General features: G+C 60.2%; 18 protein-coding genes. 10 read left to right on the forward strand and 8 right to left on the reverse strand.

Annotated elements, in window-relative coordinates:
- The first annotated feature begins 11 nt into the window (after window positions 1–11).
- Window positions 12–1,214, forward strand: coding sequence for an ammonium transporter (locus V5B44_RS20965; protein ID WP_332360984.1), 1,203 nt, complete (start codon window positions 12–14; stop codon window positions 1,212–1,214).
- Window positions 1,215–1,354: 140 nt separating this feature from the next.
- Here V5B44_RS20965 and V5B44_RS20970 read toward each other — a convergent pair whose 3' ends face one another.
- From V5B44_RS20970 to V5B44_RS20980, 3 genes are all read right to left on the reverse strand, one after another.
- Window positions 1,355–1,954 carry a CBS domain-containing protein gene (locus tag V5B44_RS20970; RefSeq protein ID WP_332360985.1) on the reverse strand — a complete coding sequence of 200 codons (600 nt, stop codon included), beginning with the start codon at window positions 1,952–1,954 and terminating at the stop codon, window positions 1,355–1,357.
- Window positions 1,955–2,061: 107 nt separating this feature from the next.
- Window positions 2,062–3,462: a PIG-L deacetylase family protein gene (locus V5B44_RS20975; protein WP_332360986.1), complete on the reverse strand. Its 1,401-nt coding sequence runs from the start codon at window positions 3,460–3,462 to the stop codon at window positions 2,062–2,064.
- 48 nt (window positions 3,463–3,510) lie between these two features.
- On the reverse strand, window positions 3,511–4,407 hold the full coding sequence (locus V5B44_RS20980; RefSeq protein ID WP_332360987.1) for a GNAT family N-acetyltransferase: 897 nt from the start codon (window positions 4,405–4,407) through the stop codon (window positions 3,511–3,513).
- A 202-nt stretch (window positions 4,408–4,609) separates the two neighbouring features.
- Between V5B44_RS20980 and V5B44_RS20985 the strand changes: the two genes are divergently transcribed.
- The 5 genes from V5B44_RS20985 to V5B44_RS21005 all read left to right on the forward strand — a co-directional run bounded on the left by V5B44_RS20985 (window position 4,610) and on the right by V5B44_RS21005 (window position 10,243).
- The gene (locus V5B44_RS20985) at window positions 4,610–5,662 is read left to right on the forward strand and encodes a glycosyltransferase family 2 protein (RefSeq protein ID WP_332360988.1); all 1,053 of its coding nucleotides are present in this window, start codon (window positions 4,610–4,612) and stop codon (window positions 5,660–5,662) included.
- A gap of 32 nt (window positions 5,663–5,694) precedes the next feature.
- Window positions 5,695–7,146, forward strand: coding sequence for a hypothetical protein (locus tag V5B44_RS20990; protein WP_332360989.1), 1,452 nt, complete (start codon window positions 5,695–5,697; stop codon window positions 7,144–7,146).
- A 298-nt stretch (window positions 7,147–7,444) separates the two neighbouring features.
- Window positions 7,445–8,299 (forward strand): CheR family methyltransferase, encoded by an 855-nt coding sequence (locus tag V5B44_RS20995; RefSeq protein WP_332360990.1) that lies wholly within the window; start codon window positions 7,445–7,447, stop codon window positions 8,297–8,299.
- A 378-nt stretch (window positions 8,300–8,677) separates the two neighbouring features.
- On the forward strand, window positions 8,678–9,388 hold the full coding sequence (locus V5B44_RS21000; protein ID WP_332360991.1) for a class I SAM-dependent methyltransferase: 711 nt from the start codon (window positions 8,678–8,680) through the stop codon (window positions 9,386–9,388).
- 54 nt (window positions 9,389–9,442) lie between these two features.
- Window positions 9,443–10,243 carry a polysaccharide pyruvyl transferase family protein gene (locus V5B44_RS21005; protein ID WP_332360992.1) on the forward strand — a complete coding sequence of 267 codons (801 nt, stop codon included), beginning with the start codon at window positions 9,443–9,445 and terminating at the stop codon, window positions 10,241–10,243.
- Window positions 10,244–10,286: 43 nt separating this feature from the next.
- Here the strand turns inward: V5B44_RS21005 and V5B44_RS21010 are convergent, their stop codons facing one another.
- The 5 genes from V5B44_RS21010 to V5B44_RS21030 all read right to left on the reverse strand — a co-directional run bounded on the left by V5B44_RS21010 (window position 10,287) and on the right by V5B44_RS21030 (window position 12,353).
- Window positions 10,287–10,721, reverse strand: a complete 435-nt coding sequence (locus tag V5B44_RS21010; protein ID WP_332360993.1) for an SH3 domain-containing protein — start codon at window positions 10,719–10,721, stop codon at window positions 10,287–10,289.
- An 11-nt stretch (window positions 10,722–10,732) separates the two neighbouring features.
- Window positions 10,733–11,200 (reverse strand): protein-export chaperone SecB, encoded by a 468-nt coding sequence (gene secB / locus V5B44_RS21015; protein WP_332360994.1) that lies wholly within the window; start codon window positions 11,198–11,200, stop codon window positions 10,733–10,735.
- Window positions 11,201–11,263: 63 nt separating this feature from the next.
- Window positions 11,264–11,539 (reverse strand): glutaredoxin 3, encoded by a 276-nt coding sequence (grxC, locus tag V5B44_RS21020; RefSeq protein ID WP_332360995.1) that lies wholly within the window; start codon window positions 11,537–11,539, stop codon window positions 11,264–11,266.
- Entirely contained in the window at window positions 11,536–11,955 is a 420-nt protein-coding gene (locus V5B44_RS21025; protein WP_332360996.1) for a rhodanese-like domain-containing protein, read from the reverse strand. The genes grxC and V5B44_RS21025 overlap by 4 nt, the downstream gene beginning before the upstream one ends.
- Window positions 11,956–12,044: 89 nt before the next feature.
- The gene (locus V5B44_RS21030) at window positions 12,045–12,353 is read right to left on the reverse strand and encodes an ArsR/SmtB family transcription factor (protein WP_332360997.1); all 309 of its coding nucleotides are present in this window, start codon (window positions 12,351–12,353) and stop codon (window positions 12,045–12,047) included.
- Window positions 12,354–12,685: 332 nt separating this feature from the next.
- On the opposite strand from V5B44_RS21030, the gene V5B44_RS21035 reads away from it, so the two are divergent.
- The 4 genes from V5B44_RS21035 to V5B44_RS21050 all read left to right on the forward strand — a co-directional run.
- Window positions 12,686–14,002 carry a murein hydrolase activator EnvC family protein gene (locus V5B44_RS21035; RefSeq protein WP_332360998.1) on the forward strand — a complete coding sequence of 439 codons (1,317 nt, stop codon included), beginning with the start codon at window positions 12,686–12,688 and terminating at the stop codon, window positions 14,000–14,002.
- Between the two features lie 22 nt (window positions 14,003–14,024).
- The gene (locus tag V5B44_RS21040; protein WP_332360999.1) at window positions 14,025–15,434 is read left to right on the forward strand and encodes a S41 family peptidase; all 1,410 of its coding nucleotides are present in this window, start codon (window positions 14,025–14,027) and stop codon (window positions 15,432–15,434) included.
- Between the two features lie 25 nt (window positions 15,435–15,459).
- Window positions 15,460–15,879, forward strand: a complete 420-nt coding sequence (locus V5B44_RS21045; RefSeq protein WP_332361000.1) for a hypothetical protein — start codon at window positions 15,460–15,462, stop codon at window positions 15,877–15,879.
- A 10-nt stretch (window positions 15,880–15,889) separates the two neighbouring features.
- On the forward strand, window positions 15,890–16,438 hold a 549-nt coding region (locus V5B44_RS21050), incomplete at its 3' end, for a HesA/MoeB/ThiF family protein (protein WP_332361001.1).

Below are 16,438 nucleotides of genomic sequence, written 5' to 3' on the forward strand. Positions count from 1 at the left end.
CAGGAGGAACCATGGAAGCACTCAAGTCTGGTAGCGACGTTCTTTTCATTCTGCTCGGTGGCATCATGGTGTTGGCGATGCATTCAGGTTTCGCCTTTCTTGAACTGGGCACGGTACGCAAGAAGAGCCAGGTCAATGCTCTGGTCAAGATACTGACCGATTTCTCAGTATCGACGCTCGCCTATTTCTTCGTCGGCTACAGTCTTGCTTACGGCGTTAATTTCTTCTCCGGTGCAGAAACCCTGCTCGCGAAAAACGGCTTCGAGTTGACCAAGTTCTTCTTTCTGCTCACCTTCGCGGCGGCGATCCCGGCGATCGTTTCCGGCGGCATCGCCGAGCGGGCCAGGTTCTATCCGCAACTGGCGGCGACCTTTCTGATAGTTGCCTTCATTTACCCATTCTTCGAAGGTATCGCATGGAATCAGGCCTTCGGTGTACAGGCGTGGCTGAAGACGACTTATGGCGAAGAGTTCCACGACTTTGCTGGCTCGGTTGTGGTTCATGCGATGGGGGGCTGGATCGCCCTCCCAGCCGTTCTTCTGCTTGGCGCCCGCTATGGACGCTACACCCGGGAAGGACGCGTGTCGGCACACCCACCGTCATCGATTCCCTTCCTGGCTCTAGGCGCCTGGATTCTGACCGTCGGCTGGTTCGGCTTCAACGTCATGAGCGCCCAGACGATCGACAAGATCTCGGGCCTTGTCGCCATCAATTCGCTGATGGCGATGGTTGGCGGCACGCTGGTGGCGATGGTAGCGGGCAGGAACGATCCCGGCTTCGTGCACAACGGCCCACTTGCCGGACTGGTGGCTGTCTGTGCCGGCTCGGATCTGATGCACCCGATGGGTGCGCTGGTGGTTGGTGGCGTGGCGGGCGGGCTGTTCGTGGTGATGTTCACGCTGACCCAGAACCGGTGGAAGATTGATGACGTGCTCGGCGTCTGGCCGCTGCATGGCCTTTGCGGCGCCTGGGGCGGCATCGCGGCTGGCATCTTCGGCAGCAAGGCGCTGGGCGGCGTCGGCGGCGTCGCCTTCATGCCACAGTTGCTGATGACCGGGCTGGCAATCACCATTGCCCTGATCGGCAGCACGCTGGTGTACGGCCTGCTCAAATCGACCGTCGGCCTGCGGCTCGATCAGGAACAGGAGTACAGCGGCGCCGATCTCTCGATCCACAGGATCACCGCAACGCCCGAGCGCGAAACCAACTGGTGACGACGCCGCAATTGTGCAGCCCATGCCGTCAGCCCGAGCAAGACTGACAGTTCGCGAAAACGGCAACACGAGCAAGCTGCTCTTCCCGCATGCTGGGGAAGGGCACTGGCATTGCTTTCGTTGGTGAATGTCAGGGCAGCTCAGTGACCGAGAGAACTCACCACCTGCGAGAAGGTCTGCGCAATTTCCGCTGATTGCGGCGCAAGCCCCATCTGGCGCTCGATCTGCGACAGCAGGAAGACGCCGCAGAGAACGTGGTGGTCCTCTTCATCGTGGTCAACCACCAGGCAATGAGGCGTTCCCAACTCCTTGAGGGCAGCAAGCACATTGCCAACCCGGGCTGTGCTTACGTCTCTCAGGTGCATGACCTCGGCGTCGTCGTGCTTGCTGATCATGACATCGCCGACCACCAGTTCACTTGGGCGAACACCCATGGTATGCGCCACGGCCAGTGGCCGGTGCCCCTTGGTCCCCGCTTCGGTCACTATGCCCAGCAGATGACTGTGCTCATCGGCCACCAGGAGATAGTAGGTATGGCAAAGCAGCATGATCCTGTTCGCATCTTCGAGCGAGGTATCGCGAGCAATGGTTACCGGCGCGACGCGCTGCAAATCGGTCATCACTGCCAGTGCCGGTGACTGGGCGTCAACCGGTGGCCGGGTTACCGGTTTGGGCAAGTAACACGGAACACCCCTCTGGAGCCGGGTCCAGGGTAGGGGTTTGAAACGCGTATCAGGCATTTTCGGAATCCTCCTAGTCTATGGTCTACGGGAGAATTAGAGCACCGATGTTTCCTCGCTGGCAAGCGGCCGGAATCCCGCTGTCGGGACAAGTCATCTGAAACGGATCAGGAATGAAGGCGACGAACCCAGAAGAGTTCATGGCGGCGAACGGCTTTGCGGAAGAACTCGTCTTCCCCGGTCATGGGCCAGCGGCGGCCGGCAAGCACTTGCTGAATCGTCCGCCGCAGACGCTTCTTGAACGGCAGGTGGCCCTGCAGATCGTGCTGCATCGCCAGCGCCATGGCCTTGTCAAGCTGCACCTCCGAGCTCAGGACCGGACTCCACAGCCCATCGGCCTGCAACGGCGCCGGCGCTGGCGGCAGCGCGATGCCACTGCCCGCCGGTCCCATCGGCCAACGATCATTGTCGTGCAGGTGATTGGCGTAGAAAAGGGCGATCTCGGGCTGCCAGCGCGACTGCCGTAAGGCCTGAGCCAGCGCCTCGGTGGTAGCGACATGATCGGCGTGCGGGTCGAGCTGCGGGTGCGGGGTGACGATCACTTCCGGGCGAAGGTGCTCGAGCAGCGCTACCAGGTCGGCCAGCAGGTTCCTGCCGCTGGGCAAGCCATCTGCGTCGGCCGGCAGCCGCAGCGGGTTTTGGCGACGAACGCTGCGCACATCCGCGTCTGCGGACTCGCGCGAAGCAAACGATTGCCCCGGTTCAGCGAGCATCGCCGTGAGTCGCAGGCAATAGTAACCAAGCTGCACGCATCGGTTCTGTGACACGCCACCCCAGAGCGGCACGGCCAGGCTGTCCCAACTGCGCAAACGCCCTTTCAGACGCGCTGCCTGTGCAGCGTTCAGGCCTAGGCGCTGGTAGCCCCCGGCCTCGATTTCGCCCTGCGTCAGGGTGACGATGACCACGTCCCGCGCCCGGCTGTACAGGCCGAACGCCGCCAGCTCGGCATCGTCAGCATGTGGCGCCAGCAGCATGATGCGGCGCTCGGCATAATCCGGATTGTGCATTGAATAGAGCGTACCGCTGACCGGCAAGCGGCAATGGCGCCCCTTGAGCCAAAGCTCACCCTTGCCGAGTGCATCGGCCTGGCCCGACAGGTTGAGGTAACGGCGACCGCACACCCCTCGCTCGAAATCCTGCCGGTCGTCGCCGAGCAGCACATGCGGGTCCAGGCAGCGGCCGACAACGGTGCTGCGCAGGTACAGCTCAAGTATCAAGGTCTCGCCGGCCACCAGCGGCACGCTCAGCTGGAGGCGACCCTTGACCAGCGACACGCTTTGCCGCGCCGCTTCGGGCGGGAAGCCGTACTGGTAATCGTCCTGCGGTGAATAAAAGAGATGGTCGGCAAACCACGCTTCATGGGCGATCCAGCCCAACAGCAGCAGCAGCGGGACCAGCCACCAGACGGCAAACACGCCGATCGCGACAAGCCCTGCCAAGCTCGCCAGCAGGAAGATGCGCTTGTGCCGGCGATGACGTGATAGCAACTGCTGCTTACGTAAACTCATGGGCTGACTCGGGCGATGAATCCGTTCCTACCTCGGGCGGGATGGATTCTAGGTATGATAGACGGGCACCGGGTGGCACCAACGATCCTTGTATCCGCGATCCGCACGACCGAATGAATAACGCAAGGTCTTGCCAAGCGCACGCGCCTCTTGCCAAGCGACTTGCGTATTGACAAAACTCAACACGCTGCCGGGGCTCAAGTCTGCATATCGGGAGTCAACACCACCGTTAATGTACTCCAGCGAAATCCATTTCGGCGCTTCTACCCGATAGAGAATCTGGATGGCAATCGGCAGTCCGTTAAGCAACAGCACCGCGCCAGTCATGAACTCGCGCAGCAGCGCATACACCTGGTCCCGATGTGCCTGGCCCTTGGCAGCGAAACCCCACCGGCGCTCGAACAATTCGCCGTAAATGGCTGCCTGCTCGACCGGGGAAAAATCCCCTATCGGCAGCACCCTTCCCCCAGCCTCCTCAAACAGCCGCAATTCGCGCCGCTGGTTGTAGCGGAACTTCTTCGAGTAGTCCTCCGGCGCACGCGCCAGTGCCAACCCTTCTAGCTGCGGCCGCAGCGTGCTGATCCGTCCGGCATTGAGTTCCGAGACGTAGCGGATGCGCTGACGCACTGGAACAGTGACCTGCTCGGCGATCGGCAGAATAATCTCGGCATTGCCCAGGTCAAACAGGCCGCGCCGCCCGCGCTTCTTCAGCACCTCCTTGGATAGCGCCAGATGTCGCCCCCAGCAGGGAATCGCCGCGAGCAATTGATCGCCCGCAAACCAGCCCAGGTAACGGACCGGAATGCGTGCCAGGTCAGCCAGGCGCTCGACGACGACCGGATACGTCGCGACGCTGCCCCCGAAACACTCCCAGGCTTGTGCGTAACTAGCCGCGTCGATTGGCGTCCAGCCACGCTCGCGCCAGGCGCGCAGGAGACTCAACATCGGCGGTCCGTTGCAGCAGCGTGCGGCACTTGATGCATTGCCAACCAAGTAGTGCGCAAAGGCTCCTGAGTGCGCGCCCACGGCTCATCATGGCACATGATGCGGTCGATCCTCGCTGACGGGGAAAGCGAGAATGTACCGCTTTTCGTCATTGCCTGGCTGACTGTGCAGGACGCGTTCGCCCGCATCTGCTTGCATCTCTATGCAGATTGCGGAAAATGGGCAGATTAGCCAGCGGCAGTTCTCGGCGGGCTCCCTAGAAGCGAGGTGGAAGATCTTGCCTGGAAGAATTCACTCCGGCCGCAACCAGACGAGCGATAGCGCGCCTGACGGCGCGTCCACTAGCAGGACTCAGCCCGAGGGAGTTCTGATCAGCGTCATCATTCCCACCTACAACTATGCACATTTGCTGCCTCGGGCGCTTGACTCGGTGGTCGAGCAATTGGCAACCGACGTTGAACTGATCGTCGTCAACGACGGCTCGACCGATGCCACCAGCGAAGTGTTGGCGGGATACGCCGCTCGTCATCCACAATTGCGGGTAATCGACCAAGCCAACGCGGGTGCAGCGGCAGCACGTAATCATGGGATTCGCGAGTCGCGGGCACCCTACGCACTACTTCTCGACGCGGACGATGAACTGCTGCCGGATGCCCTGGCAAAGCTGCGCGCAGTGGTCGCAGCAAAACCAACAGCGGGCATGGTTCTTGGCGCGCAGATCACGGTCTACCCGGACGGTCGCGAACGGCTGCGGCTGCCGACGGCGGTGCCAGATGCGTCGCCAGTACAACTGGCAAAGCGCTACCTGCTCGAAAAGCGAGTCTCTATCTCGCACAGCTGTTCGCTGTTTCGCCGCGATCTGCTCCTGCAAAGACCCTACCCCGAGAATCTGCGCGGTGGAGAAGACGTTGCAGTCTTCGCATTTCTCTTGGTGAGTGCTCCTGTCGCCATCACCCGCGCACCGCTGGCGCGCATACACAAACATGCGGACAGCCTCCGGCATAGCCGTGAAAACGAGGAGCAGCGGGCCGTCGCTATGGTTTCCGAAGTCTTCGGAGGTCTACCGACCGAATGCCAACCGCTGCGAAGACGCTATGAAGCGCAGCGTTTTCTATCACTGTTTCGCGCCGCATTGCTGGCTGGAGACCGCTCGACCGCCAGGCGCTATTATCGCTGCGCTTTTCGCTTGAGCCCGCTGCAGTCGTTGCGCGGCCGCCATTTGCGCAAAGCCATTCGATTGTTGATGAGACGCTAGGGTAACGGAGGACGCGTTTGACGAGGTTCTTGATGCTGAATACTGTTAAGCTGCCCAAGTGGCTGTCGCCCCCGCGAATGGCGTTTCTTGCGAGTTTGCTGCTCTCCTTGATTGCTGTTGCCGGCACTGTAACCGTTGGCAAGGATGCGGCGCGTTATCTGTACATTAGCCAGGAGGTTATCAGGCAAACCCCTGCAGTGGCGTTTGAGCTTTTCACTTGGCCATGGTTTTCTTTGTTGTTGGCTATAACCCACCATGTTTCCGGCGTTTCGCTGGAGTTGGCTGCCTACCTGTGGTGCGCTTTTCTGATGGCCGGGACCTGCGCCTTGTTGGTGTCGATCACCCAACGGTATGTTACCGACGGGGGTTATTGGGCTTGTCTGGTGGTATTGTCGATTCCCGCCTTCAACCACCTTCGCAACGACATCATCAGAGAGTTTGGCTTCTGGTTTTTCTGCGCCCTGGCTCTTTGGCTGATGCTGAGTTGGCTTGAGCGTGGCGGCTGGCTTCGGGCAACGTTGGTGCAGCTTGCCGTTGCTATGGCGGCGCTCTTTCGCATCGAGGCGGTTTTCCTGTTTCCGGTTCTTGCACTCTCTGTGCTGGGTGATCTGAATACACGCCAAGGCTGGCTGAAGCTGTTTCAGATCACTCTTTTCTTGCTTGCAGTAATCATGACTGTATTGTTCTTGCTGATTTCAGGTTATACGCTCTCCCAGCCTCGCGTCGACTACGTTGCATCTCTGATTGATCCCCGGATTTTTTTGGAAAGGTTTAATCTGATGACCGGCAAGTTTGCCGAAGTGGCTCTTGAAAAGTACTCAAAAGACGACGCCAGAGAAATCGTCTTTTTTGGCCTTCTGCTCACCTTGATAACCAAGTTTATTGGGTTATGTGGGCCGTTGACCCTTCCTTTTCTGTATCGTCCCACCTGGCGTGCAGTCACTGATTATTGGCGGCAGTTCAGGCCACTGGCCTGGGCCTGGCTGCTTTATTTCTGTATGCTGCTGATCTTCTTTGTTCAGGAGCGATTCATCAACTCACGTTATGTCAGCTTCCTGAATCTGCTCGCAGTTCCTGTGCTGACGATGGCCCTCATCTCTTTCGCCAAAATATTCCCACGTCTTGGGAAAGTGGTCATTATTCTGGCCTTGCTGGTCATGCTGCATAACGTCGTATCGTTCAACCCGAAGAAAACGCATTACCTCGAGGCAGCCGCCTGGCTATCGCAAAACACGAGCGCCGCCGACGCCATATTTTATGAGGATTCACGGCTCGCCTATTACGCGGGCAGAGGTTATCCCTCTATGCCCACTCGTGCGGAGGCCATGAGTCCGGAGCATGCGCGGGACTTTCGCTATTTCGTGCTGACGGTCAAACCTGGAGACACCTCGCTGCAGAGCTGGATGACGGCGCAGCACAAGCAGGTTCTGAGTCAGTTCGAGAATCGAAAAGGCGAACGCGTCGTCGTCATTGGCGATTGGTAACCGTTCATCCCACGGCGGTTCGGATAATGCGCCGCACCATGGCTAGTTCGGACCCTCGCTCCCGGCCACGGCATCAAGGGCGTTTCGACATGGCCACTGGCCATCCTCGGGATCCGCGCGCACGATCCAGCAGCCACCACAAAAAATGGCCCGGTGCTATCATGTGCTCGCCGTGGTGCTGGCTCTCCTGCTGGTGCCGAAAGACGGCGTTATCTGCCTGGCGATTCCGTTGATGGTGGCTGCTGCGGGGCCAACGACCTGGTAACGCCGACCTTTCTTGGAAAGCTCATCAAGACCCATGTCGCAACGCGTCAAGTTCAACCAGAAACTCTTCGATATGCCGCTGCTGCAGCGAGTTGGCCGGTCAATCCATGCCCGGCGGCTTGCGCGCCAGACTAGATTTCAGTCGACTGCGACCCGCTTCTTCAGGAACCTCAAGCAATTCCAGGTCCTGGAGGGGCCGCTTTCAGGACTCGCCGAAGGACAGGCGCCGCTACGAATCCTGGTGGCCGGCTGCAGCTTTGGTTGTGAAGCCTATTCGCTTGCCGGCTACCTTGCCGTCCAGTTCCCCCAGGTAGACTGGACGATTGATGCGTTCGACATTTCGCAGGCAGCGATCGCGGTGGCACAGCGAGCTGTTTATGGCCCCAAACACGGGCTCGGCGACCCCCTGGAACGTGAGGCGAAACCTTATGCAGAGCGCCTGTTCGAGCGTTGTGGAGACGAGCGTACCATAGTCCCGGACATCCGGCAGCGGGTATTCGTATCGCATGGCGATCTGCTGGCGGATGATTTCGCGGCGGATCAGTCTTACGATCTGGTGTTGGCCCAGAACTTCCTTGTGCATATGGATGACGAAGCCGCCTCAGAAGCTTTTTCACGAATCGTCGCCGCTGTTAAGCCGGGCGGTGCCATCTTTGTCGGAGGTATGGACCTCGACACAAAGGTGGGCCTTATCAAACACCATGAGTTGATCCCGGTCGACTGGGAGATCGAGGCCATCCACGACAGCGACGAGATGCGCCGATCGACCTGGCCCTGGGGCTATTGGACACTGGAACCCATCGATCGATCGAGACCCGATTTCACCGCCCGCTACAGCACGATTTTCCGAACGAAGGCCGCGGTCTCCCAACCAGTGGTCTCCGATTGACCACCCCTGCAAAGATCAGCGATACTCGCACCAAGAGGTGCTGGATGGAGTTGCCGTCCTGACCACATCGTTGCCGCCCTTCGCAGATCCATCCGGCGCTCGATCCTGACCGCAGGCTGGAGGGGCGACCGACCCCGAATTTGTATCAGGAGCATTAACCGTGAGTTATCCTTTCCCTTTTCGAACATGGCTGCTCGCAGGATGTTCGGAGGGCTGCGGGGTTGAAACGCCTTGACCATGATCGATAACATCAACGGCGTTGCTTACCCGCGGCAGGATCCCATCCCTTGCCCCCTTTGCGGACGAGTCAATCAGCCCCGGCCAATCCCGGCTCGCTTCGGTATGCAAACGTCGGTGGCTGAGTGTCTGCCATGTCGATTGGCCTATCAGACCCCACGCCCATCCGACGAGGCCTCGCGGGCCTACATGAACTGGCGCTGGTCATCGGGTGACCGTTACGTAACAGACTCGGAGAGCAAGCGGCGCGCAGCCCGCGAGAAGCTACGCCAGGTCGAAGCCGTTTGTCTGGAACCTGGCCGCTTGCTGGATTTTGGCGCGGGTTCGGGCGCCTTCGTTCGCGCGTCGATTGATGGCGGTTGGGATGCTGTCGGCGTCGAACAGAGCGAATCGGCAATCGAACGCGCCAAGACGTACTACGGTATCAGCTTGCTGGACACGCTTCCCGACGACCGCTTCGACGCGATTACAATGTGGGACGTGGTCGAACATCTGCGCGACCCCGTAGCGGTGCTCCGACTTCTGCACGACCGACTCGGCAAGAACGGTGTTCTCTTCATGGAAACAGGTAACTACGAGAACTGGCGCCGGGTCCTTGAAGGCGATCGATGGGGTCTTTATCTCCTCGACCACCACTTCTACTTCACCCCGCATAGCCTGGAAGCCGCCACCGCACGGGCGGGCTTTTCTGCGTTCAGCTTGCTCGACATTGACCACTCGGCGCCGTCGTTGCGGCGGACGCTGACCCGGCCGAGATGGGGAATGCGTGCCTGGCGAGCGTATCGCAACGCCCAGAGAGCGTGGCCCGGGCACGGTGATATCAACGTCATGGTAGCCGTCGCGAAAGCGTAGCCCCCTGTTCTCGAAGAGACAGGTGACACCCGCTAACCGCGGGGGGAGGGTTCTTTGAAGCCGATCAGACTGTACTGGTGGCAGGGTGAAGGCGAGCATGACGCTAACCGGCGAAACTTTGGCGACTACCTCTCGCCGCTCATCGTTGCGATGATTTCCGGTCGACCGGTGGTGTATGCGCCGGTAGAGACGGCTGACATGCTGGCGATCGGAACGATTCTGAAAAGGGAGCGCCAGGCGAGACGATTTCTGTTTCCTCGCCGCCTACATATCTGGGGCAGCGGTGCCGGCAATCCGGACGAACGCTTTCCCGCCCGACACCATTATCACGCCGTACGTGGCAGGCACACGCTGGCCGCGATCAAAGGTGGAGGCAACCGAGAGGTGGCACTCGGCGATCCGGGGCTGCTCGTCAGTCATTACTGGGGCGGTCGGCCGCGCCCCGCCAAGCAGCATGCATTGGGGGTTATCCCGCATTTCGTCGATCAGGATACACCAGCCGTCCGGGCGCTGCTCCAGATACGCGGCGCCAGGCTAATCAACGTCTATGCCTCGATCGACGAAGTCCTGCGGGACGTCCTGTCGTGCACCCATGTCATCTCGTCCAGCCTACATGGACTGATTGTCAGCGACGCGTTCAACGTTCCGAACCGACGCATCGTTATCTCCGGCAACATCCGTTCGAACCTGAAGTTCGCCGACTACTATTCCGCGTATGGTCTCGACGAACCGGCACCGCTCGCGGGGCAGGCAGTGAGTGGCAACGAACATCCCGAGGACCTCGTCGGGAATTATCAGAAGCGCGACGTCGACAAGCTCTGCGCCGACCTTGTCCGTTCCTTCCCACAACTGTAAGGCGCCGGTCGTGTCCTGACGGCGCGTCTTCGTGAATTGCGCTTCAGAGACCCCACACCTGACTGGCACGCACGAAACCCACCTGTCCCTCGCGGTGGCGAACCTTGGCCCAGCCGCCAGGCGCCGCTTCGAGATAGACCAGTGCGACGCTCTTTTCCGCCTCGAAGACCACTGGCGCAGACTCATCAGCACTCTGCCGGATCTGGGCGCGGGCCGCGGTGACGATCACCGTTCGGCGCTTGGCGAGGTACCTCGCCTCAATCCAGGCCAGACCGCCATCGGCATCGCGGACCTTGGACCAACCTTCCAGGTTGACCACCAACTCAACCGGCGTCCCCCGCCTGATGACGAAAAGCTTGCTGCCGCGCTGCGACGGCGCGTCGTAAAGAACCGCTGCCGCATCGACAGTGCGGTACTCGATCGCCAGCAACGGCCCGGAAAATCCGGCGGCAAGCACCCAGCTCAGCAGCCGTTTCATCGAGAAGTTAACTAATGGGTAGTCGCCTCACCCGAGGCTTCCTTGCCGGCTTCCTGTTGCTGCAGTCGGGACATATAAAGCGCTTCGAAATTGACCGGTTGCAGCATGACGGGGGCAAAACCGGCACGTGTGACGGCGTCGGACACCACTTCACGAGCGTAGGGGAAGAGAATGTTGGGGCAGGCAATCGACAGCAAGGGCTCCATGTTCTCGCTTGGCACGTTCTGCACGCGGAAGATCCCCGCCTGCCCGACCTCGACGAGAAAGACAGTCTTCTCTTCGATCTTGGAAGTCACCGTGGTCGTCAACGTCACTTCGAAGACGCCTTCTCCAATACCCTGTGCATTCGTTTGTAGCTGGATGCTGACCTTGGGTGACTCACGCTCGAGAAAAATCTGCGGCGCGTTGGGCACTTCAACCGACAGATCCTTGATATAGATCTTCTCGATCGCAAATACAGGGTTCTCTTGTTCGCTCATGTTGGTTTCTTTGACCTATGCAGTGGGATGGTTAGTGAAGCCGGCAATGCGGGAACGCAGATCTCAAGCGCCTTCACCCGCGAGCAAAGGCAAGAGCCTGCCCGCACGATCGAGGGCCATCAGCTCGTCGCAACCGCCGACGTGGGTTTCGCCGATATAAATCTGTGGGACAGTGCGTTTGGCGGTCCTTGTGAGCATCTCGCTGCGGCGCGCGGGATCAAGGTCGATACGAACCTTCTCGATCTCGACGACCCCGCGTGCGCGCAGCAGTTGCTCGGCCCGGATACAGAACGGACAGACGGCAGTCGCATACATCAACACCTGCGGAGGAAGGCTCATCGCCTGGTCCCCTTCTTGAGAGGCAGACCCGCCTCGGACCATGCCGCAACTCCTCCCTCGAGGGTGTGCACCTGCACGAAACCAAGCTTGGACAGCGTGGAACATGCAGCCGACGAACGCGCTCCGGACTGGCAGACAAGAATCACCGGCTTGTCCTTGAACGGCTCCAGTTCGCCAACGCGTTGCGCCAGCGATGCCGCGGGAATGTTCCGCGAGTCGCAGAGGTGGCCTGCTATGTACTCGTTCGGCTCACGAATGTCGATCAACTGAGCATTCTCGCGGTTGATCAACAAGGTGGCCTGCGCAGGCGAGACAGCGCCCGCGCCAGCCGGCCGACGCACCGAAAGCGCCAGCAGCATCGTGCCGCTGATGACAGCAACGGCCACCACAAAAATGTTCTGCTGTATGAATTCCAATCCAGGCTCCAGAAACCGACGCTCCTAACCTACTGCCCGACGATGGCGCCCAACGCCAACAACAACACTGCAGGACAACCATGGTATGCCTAATCGCCGCAAAACACCTCCCGCATCATGCCAATCAACTGTAACGTACGCGCGTCACCAACCCGATAGTAGACCCGGTTGGCATCCTTGCGTGCGAGCAGGACACCCTTGTCGCGAAGAATCGCGAGATGCTGGGAGATGTTGCTTTGCGAGGTACCTACCGCCTCCACGATCTCTTGTACGCAGGCATCCTGGTCGCCGATCACACAAAGGATCTTCAGGCGCAAGGGATGCGATATCGACTTCAGCGCACGTGCCGCCTGCTCGATATGTTCCTGCTTGTCAATGATGCTGGCCCTGATAGGCACGATACGCGAGCTTCCTCGTTTATCATATAATTGCCGATTATAGAGCAAATGCTTGATACGCGGGTGTTTTGTACCTGCCCTCTCGCTCATGGCAAGCAACCGCCGGTTGAGTCCTGGTAAGCCAATTCACGTTTCTGCAAGGCGTCCTTCGTTCCTTGACGAGTACCACAGGAAAGTCCCTGGATAACCCTACGCCAGGCCCCGCGGGCTCAAGCCGATCACCAGCCGTCCACCGGCAACGTGTGTCCGTCGTTAAGCGCTCGACAGCAAACCTGGACCCCGATCGTACGGCAGCGCGCCCAGACCTACCGGCCAGACCCGCGAACTGGCGCGTGCTGTTCATCGCCCTACTGGCGGCGATGCTGGGGGCGCAAGGCGTTTACGCCAGCAGCAAACGAAACGTCAGCGATGGTGACCTCGCATCGCCAAGTGAAGTCGCGGAAAAACAGAGCGACCTGAAATCACTCCGGGCCCAGATCGACGCCCTGCGCAGGGAAATGACTGCCGCAGAGGGCTCGCGGAGGGAGGCAAGGGATCAACTTCAGGAGGCCGAGCGCGCAATATCCTCCACGCAGCGCGAACTGCACGACCTGACGACACGGATCGGCAGGCTGCAGATGGAGCTCAAGAACCTCGACATGCAATCGAAAGCCCTCGAACACGGGTTGAACACGCAGCAGACGCAACTGGAAAAGTTGCTCTATCGGCAGTACCTGCGCGGAAATCCGGATCCCCTGCGCCTGTTTCTCAATGGCGACGACCCCAATCAACTGGCTCGTGATCTCCACTATCTGGAAGCGATTGGGCTGGCGCGCAGCCAGATCCTGCTGGGAATCGAGTCCACATTGCAGCGCAAGCAAGCACTCGCCACCGAAGCACGACAACAGGCCGAACAACTTTCCGCCATTGAAGCCCGACAACAGGAGCAACACACCAGACTGCTGGCCCAGCGTCAGCAGCGCCAGGCGATGTTTGACGAGGTATCGAGCCAGATAGCAACGCAGCGGCGCGAGATAGGCAACCTGCAACGCGACGAAAGACGGCTATCTGAGCTGGTCGAGCGGCTGTCGAAGATCATCAGCAGCAAGACCGCTGAAGCAAAGGAGGCTCGCCGCGAAGCGCAGCGGCGGGAGCTGACGCAGCAGGAGAAACCCCGGGCAAGCAAAGCAGTCCGCGAGGGCGAGACAACCGAACCCCCGGCAGCGCCGCCGGAAGCAAACACCGTCGACCCGATGGCGCTGCCTCCAACAAGCAGTCTGACGAAAATGAAAGGGCAACTGCGGCTGCCGACGCGAGGGACAATCAGCAATCGATTTGGCACCACAAGGCAGGAGGGAAGCACCTGGAAGGGCCTTTTTATCGTCGCCAGAGCGGGCAGCGAGGTACATAGCATCGCCAGTGGCCGGGTGGTTTTTGCCGAATGGATGCGCGGTTTTGGCAATCTGCTGATTGTTGACCATGGCAGCAGCTACCTATCGATTTATGCCAATAACGATGCACTGCTGAAACAGGTCGGCGACGAGGTCCGAGCCGGGCAAACCATTGCCACCGTGGGCAACAGCGGTGGCAATCCTGAATCCGGTTTATACTTTGAGCTTCGTCACCAAGGGAAGCCGCTCGACCCGCTGGCTTGGGTTAGCCCAAAATAAGGTGCACACAGGAGTGAGACAAATGGGTAAGTTGAAACAGGCCGGACTGGTTTGCGCCGGATTGCTTGGTGGCATTCTGATCAGCCTGCAGTTTTCGGCAATCGCCGACAAGGAAACACGAGCCAGTCTGCCCGTGGCGGAACTGCGGACCTTTGCCGAGGTGTTCAACGCCATCAAGACCGGGTACGTGGAACCGATCGACGACAAGAAGCTGATTACTCACGCCATCAGCGGCATGCTCTCCAACCTGGACCCGCACTCGAGCTACCTCGACGCCGACGCGTTCAAGGACCTTCAGGTCGGCACGCAGGGCGAGTTCGGCGGCATCGGGATCGAGGTCGGAATGGAAGACGGCCTGGTCAAGGTGGTGTCGCCAATTGAGGATACGCCTGCCTACCGTGCCGGCGTAAAGCCGGGCGACCTCATTTTCAAGATCGACGACACACTGGTCAAAGGACTGACCCTGACCGAAGCCGTCAAGCGCATGCGCGGCAAGCCGAAGTCCCAGATCAAGCTGTCGATCCTCCGCAAAGGCGAGGCCAAGCCGCTGAACATCACGCTGACGCGCGAAGTCATCAAGGTACAGAGCGTCAAGTCCAAACTCGTCGAGGACGGGTACGGCTATCTCCGCATCACTTCCTTCCAGGAGAATACGGGTGCCGCGGTGGTCAAACATTTGGGCGAGCTCTTCAAATCCGGCCCGCTGAAGGGTTTGGTGCTTGATCTGCGTAATGATCCGGGCGGCCTGCTGAACAGCGCCGTCGGCGTCTCCGCAGCCTTCCTGCCGCCGGATACTTTGGTCACCTTGACCGACGGCCGGACACCCGACGCCAAGCACCGATTCTCCGCCTCGCCCGCCGATTACCTGCGGGGCAGCCGGGATGATTACATCCGTAACCTGCCCCCAGAGGCACGCTCCGTGCCGATGGTGGTACTGGTCAATGGTGGCTCCGCTTCGGCGTCCGAAATCGTCGCCGGTGCGCTGCAGGACCACAAGCGCGCCGTTGTTCTCGGCACGACGACCTTCGGCAAGGGCTCGGTGCAGACCGTGCTGCCCTTACCGGGGAACACTGCGATCAAGCTGACGACTGCGCGCTACTTCACGCCCTCGGGCCGTTCGATCCAGGCGAAAGGCATCGTTCCGGACATCGTCGTCGAAGAAAGCGCCAACGGCAGCTCGGCCGAGCGCCTGCGAGAGGCCAACCTCGAGCATCACCTCGACAACAACAAGGACACTAGCCCGGCGGTGAAGGACTCGCCAAGCAAGCCGCCCAAGGTAGCGCCGGTCAAGCCGAAAGGCAGCGCACCAAAGGAAGATGCCGACGAATCATCCGAGATCCCAAGTGGCGAACTGGCCTCGAAGAAGGACTACCAGTTGAACCAGGCGCTGAATCTTCTCAAGGGTATGCAGATCCTGAAGAACACTCGGTGAACCCTGATCATCGCGGACGGGAAACGTGAAACGACCGGCAGTGATACCGCAGACGCCGATCCGCAAGCAGCGGAATATCCTGTTCGCCAAGTTCCCGCCCGGTCAGGTGCCGGAAGCGTCCCACTATCTCGGCCAGATCGAGCGCCTGGAGGTTGAACGGGGTGAGCAGCCACGCGCGATCGGCGTTGCCTACGACCTCCGCCATCACTGCCTGGAGGAACTCGAGGGCACGCTCGAAGACAAGGGTTATCACCTCGACAATACGCTGATGAGCAAGATGATGCGGGCACTGATCTACTACGTAGAGGAGACACAACTGCACAATCTCGACGCACCTCACCGCCCGCTCAAGCGCTCGCAGTCGGAGGCCTACACCCACGCCTGGGAGCGCCATCCGCACGGAGACCACGACGAAACACCACCGGAGTGGCGCGAGTACAAGTAATGTCTTCGCCATGAACGACGGGCAGTTGCTGCGCTACAGCCGACACATCCTGCTTGACGAAATCGGCATCACGGGCCAGCAACGAATCGTCAATGCGAAAGTGCTGATCATCGGCGCCGGCGGCCTGGGCTCGCCGGCTGCACTTTATCTCGCGTCCGCAGGCGTCGGCCGGATTACCCTCGCTGACGGCGACACGGTAGACCTGACCAACCTGCAACGACAGATCCTGCATACGCAGGAGCGCGTTGGCCAGGCAAAGGCCCTGTCCGGGCAAACGGCTCTGCGCGGCGTCAATCCCGAAGTGCACGTCCAGGCGATCGCCAGCCACGTGGCTGGCGAAGCACTGGCGGCACTGGTCGCCGACGCGGACGTAGTCCTCGATTGTTGCGACAACTTCGCTACCCGGCACGCAGTCAATCGCGCCTGTGTCAGCCACCGAACACCGCTGGTCTCCGGCGCAGCGATCCGTTTTGCCGGACAAGTGACCGTATTCGACAGCCGCCGCGATCATACCCCTTGTTACAACTGCCTCTTTCCGGAAGGCGAGGACGTCGACCAG

Source organism: Candidatus Accumulibacter necessarius, assembly GCF_036625085.1.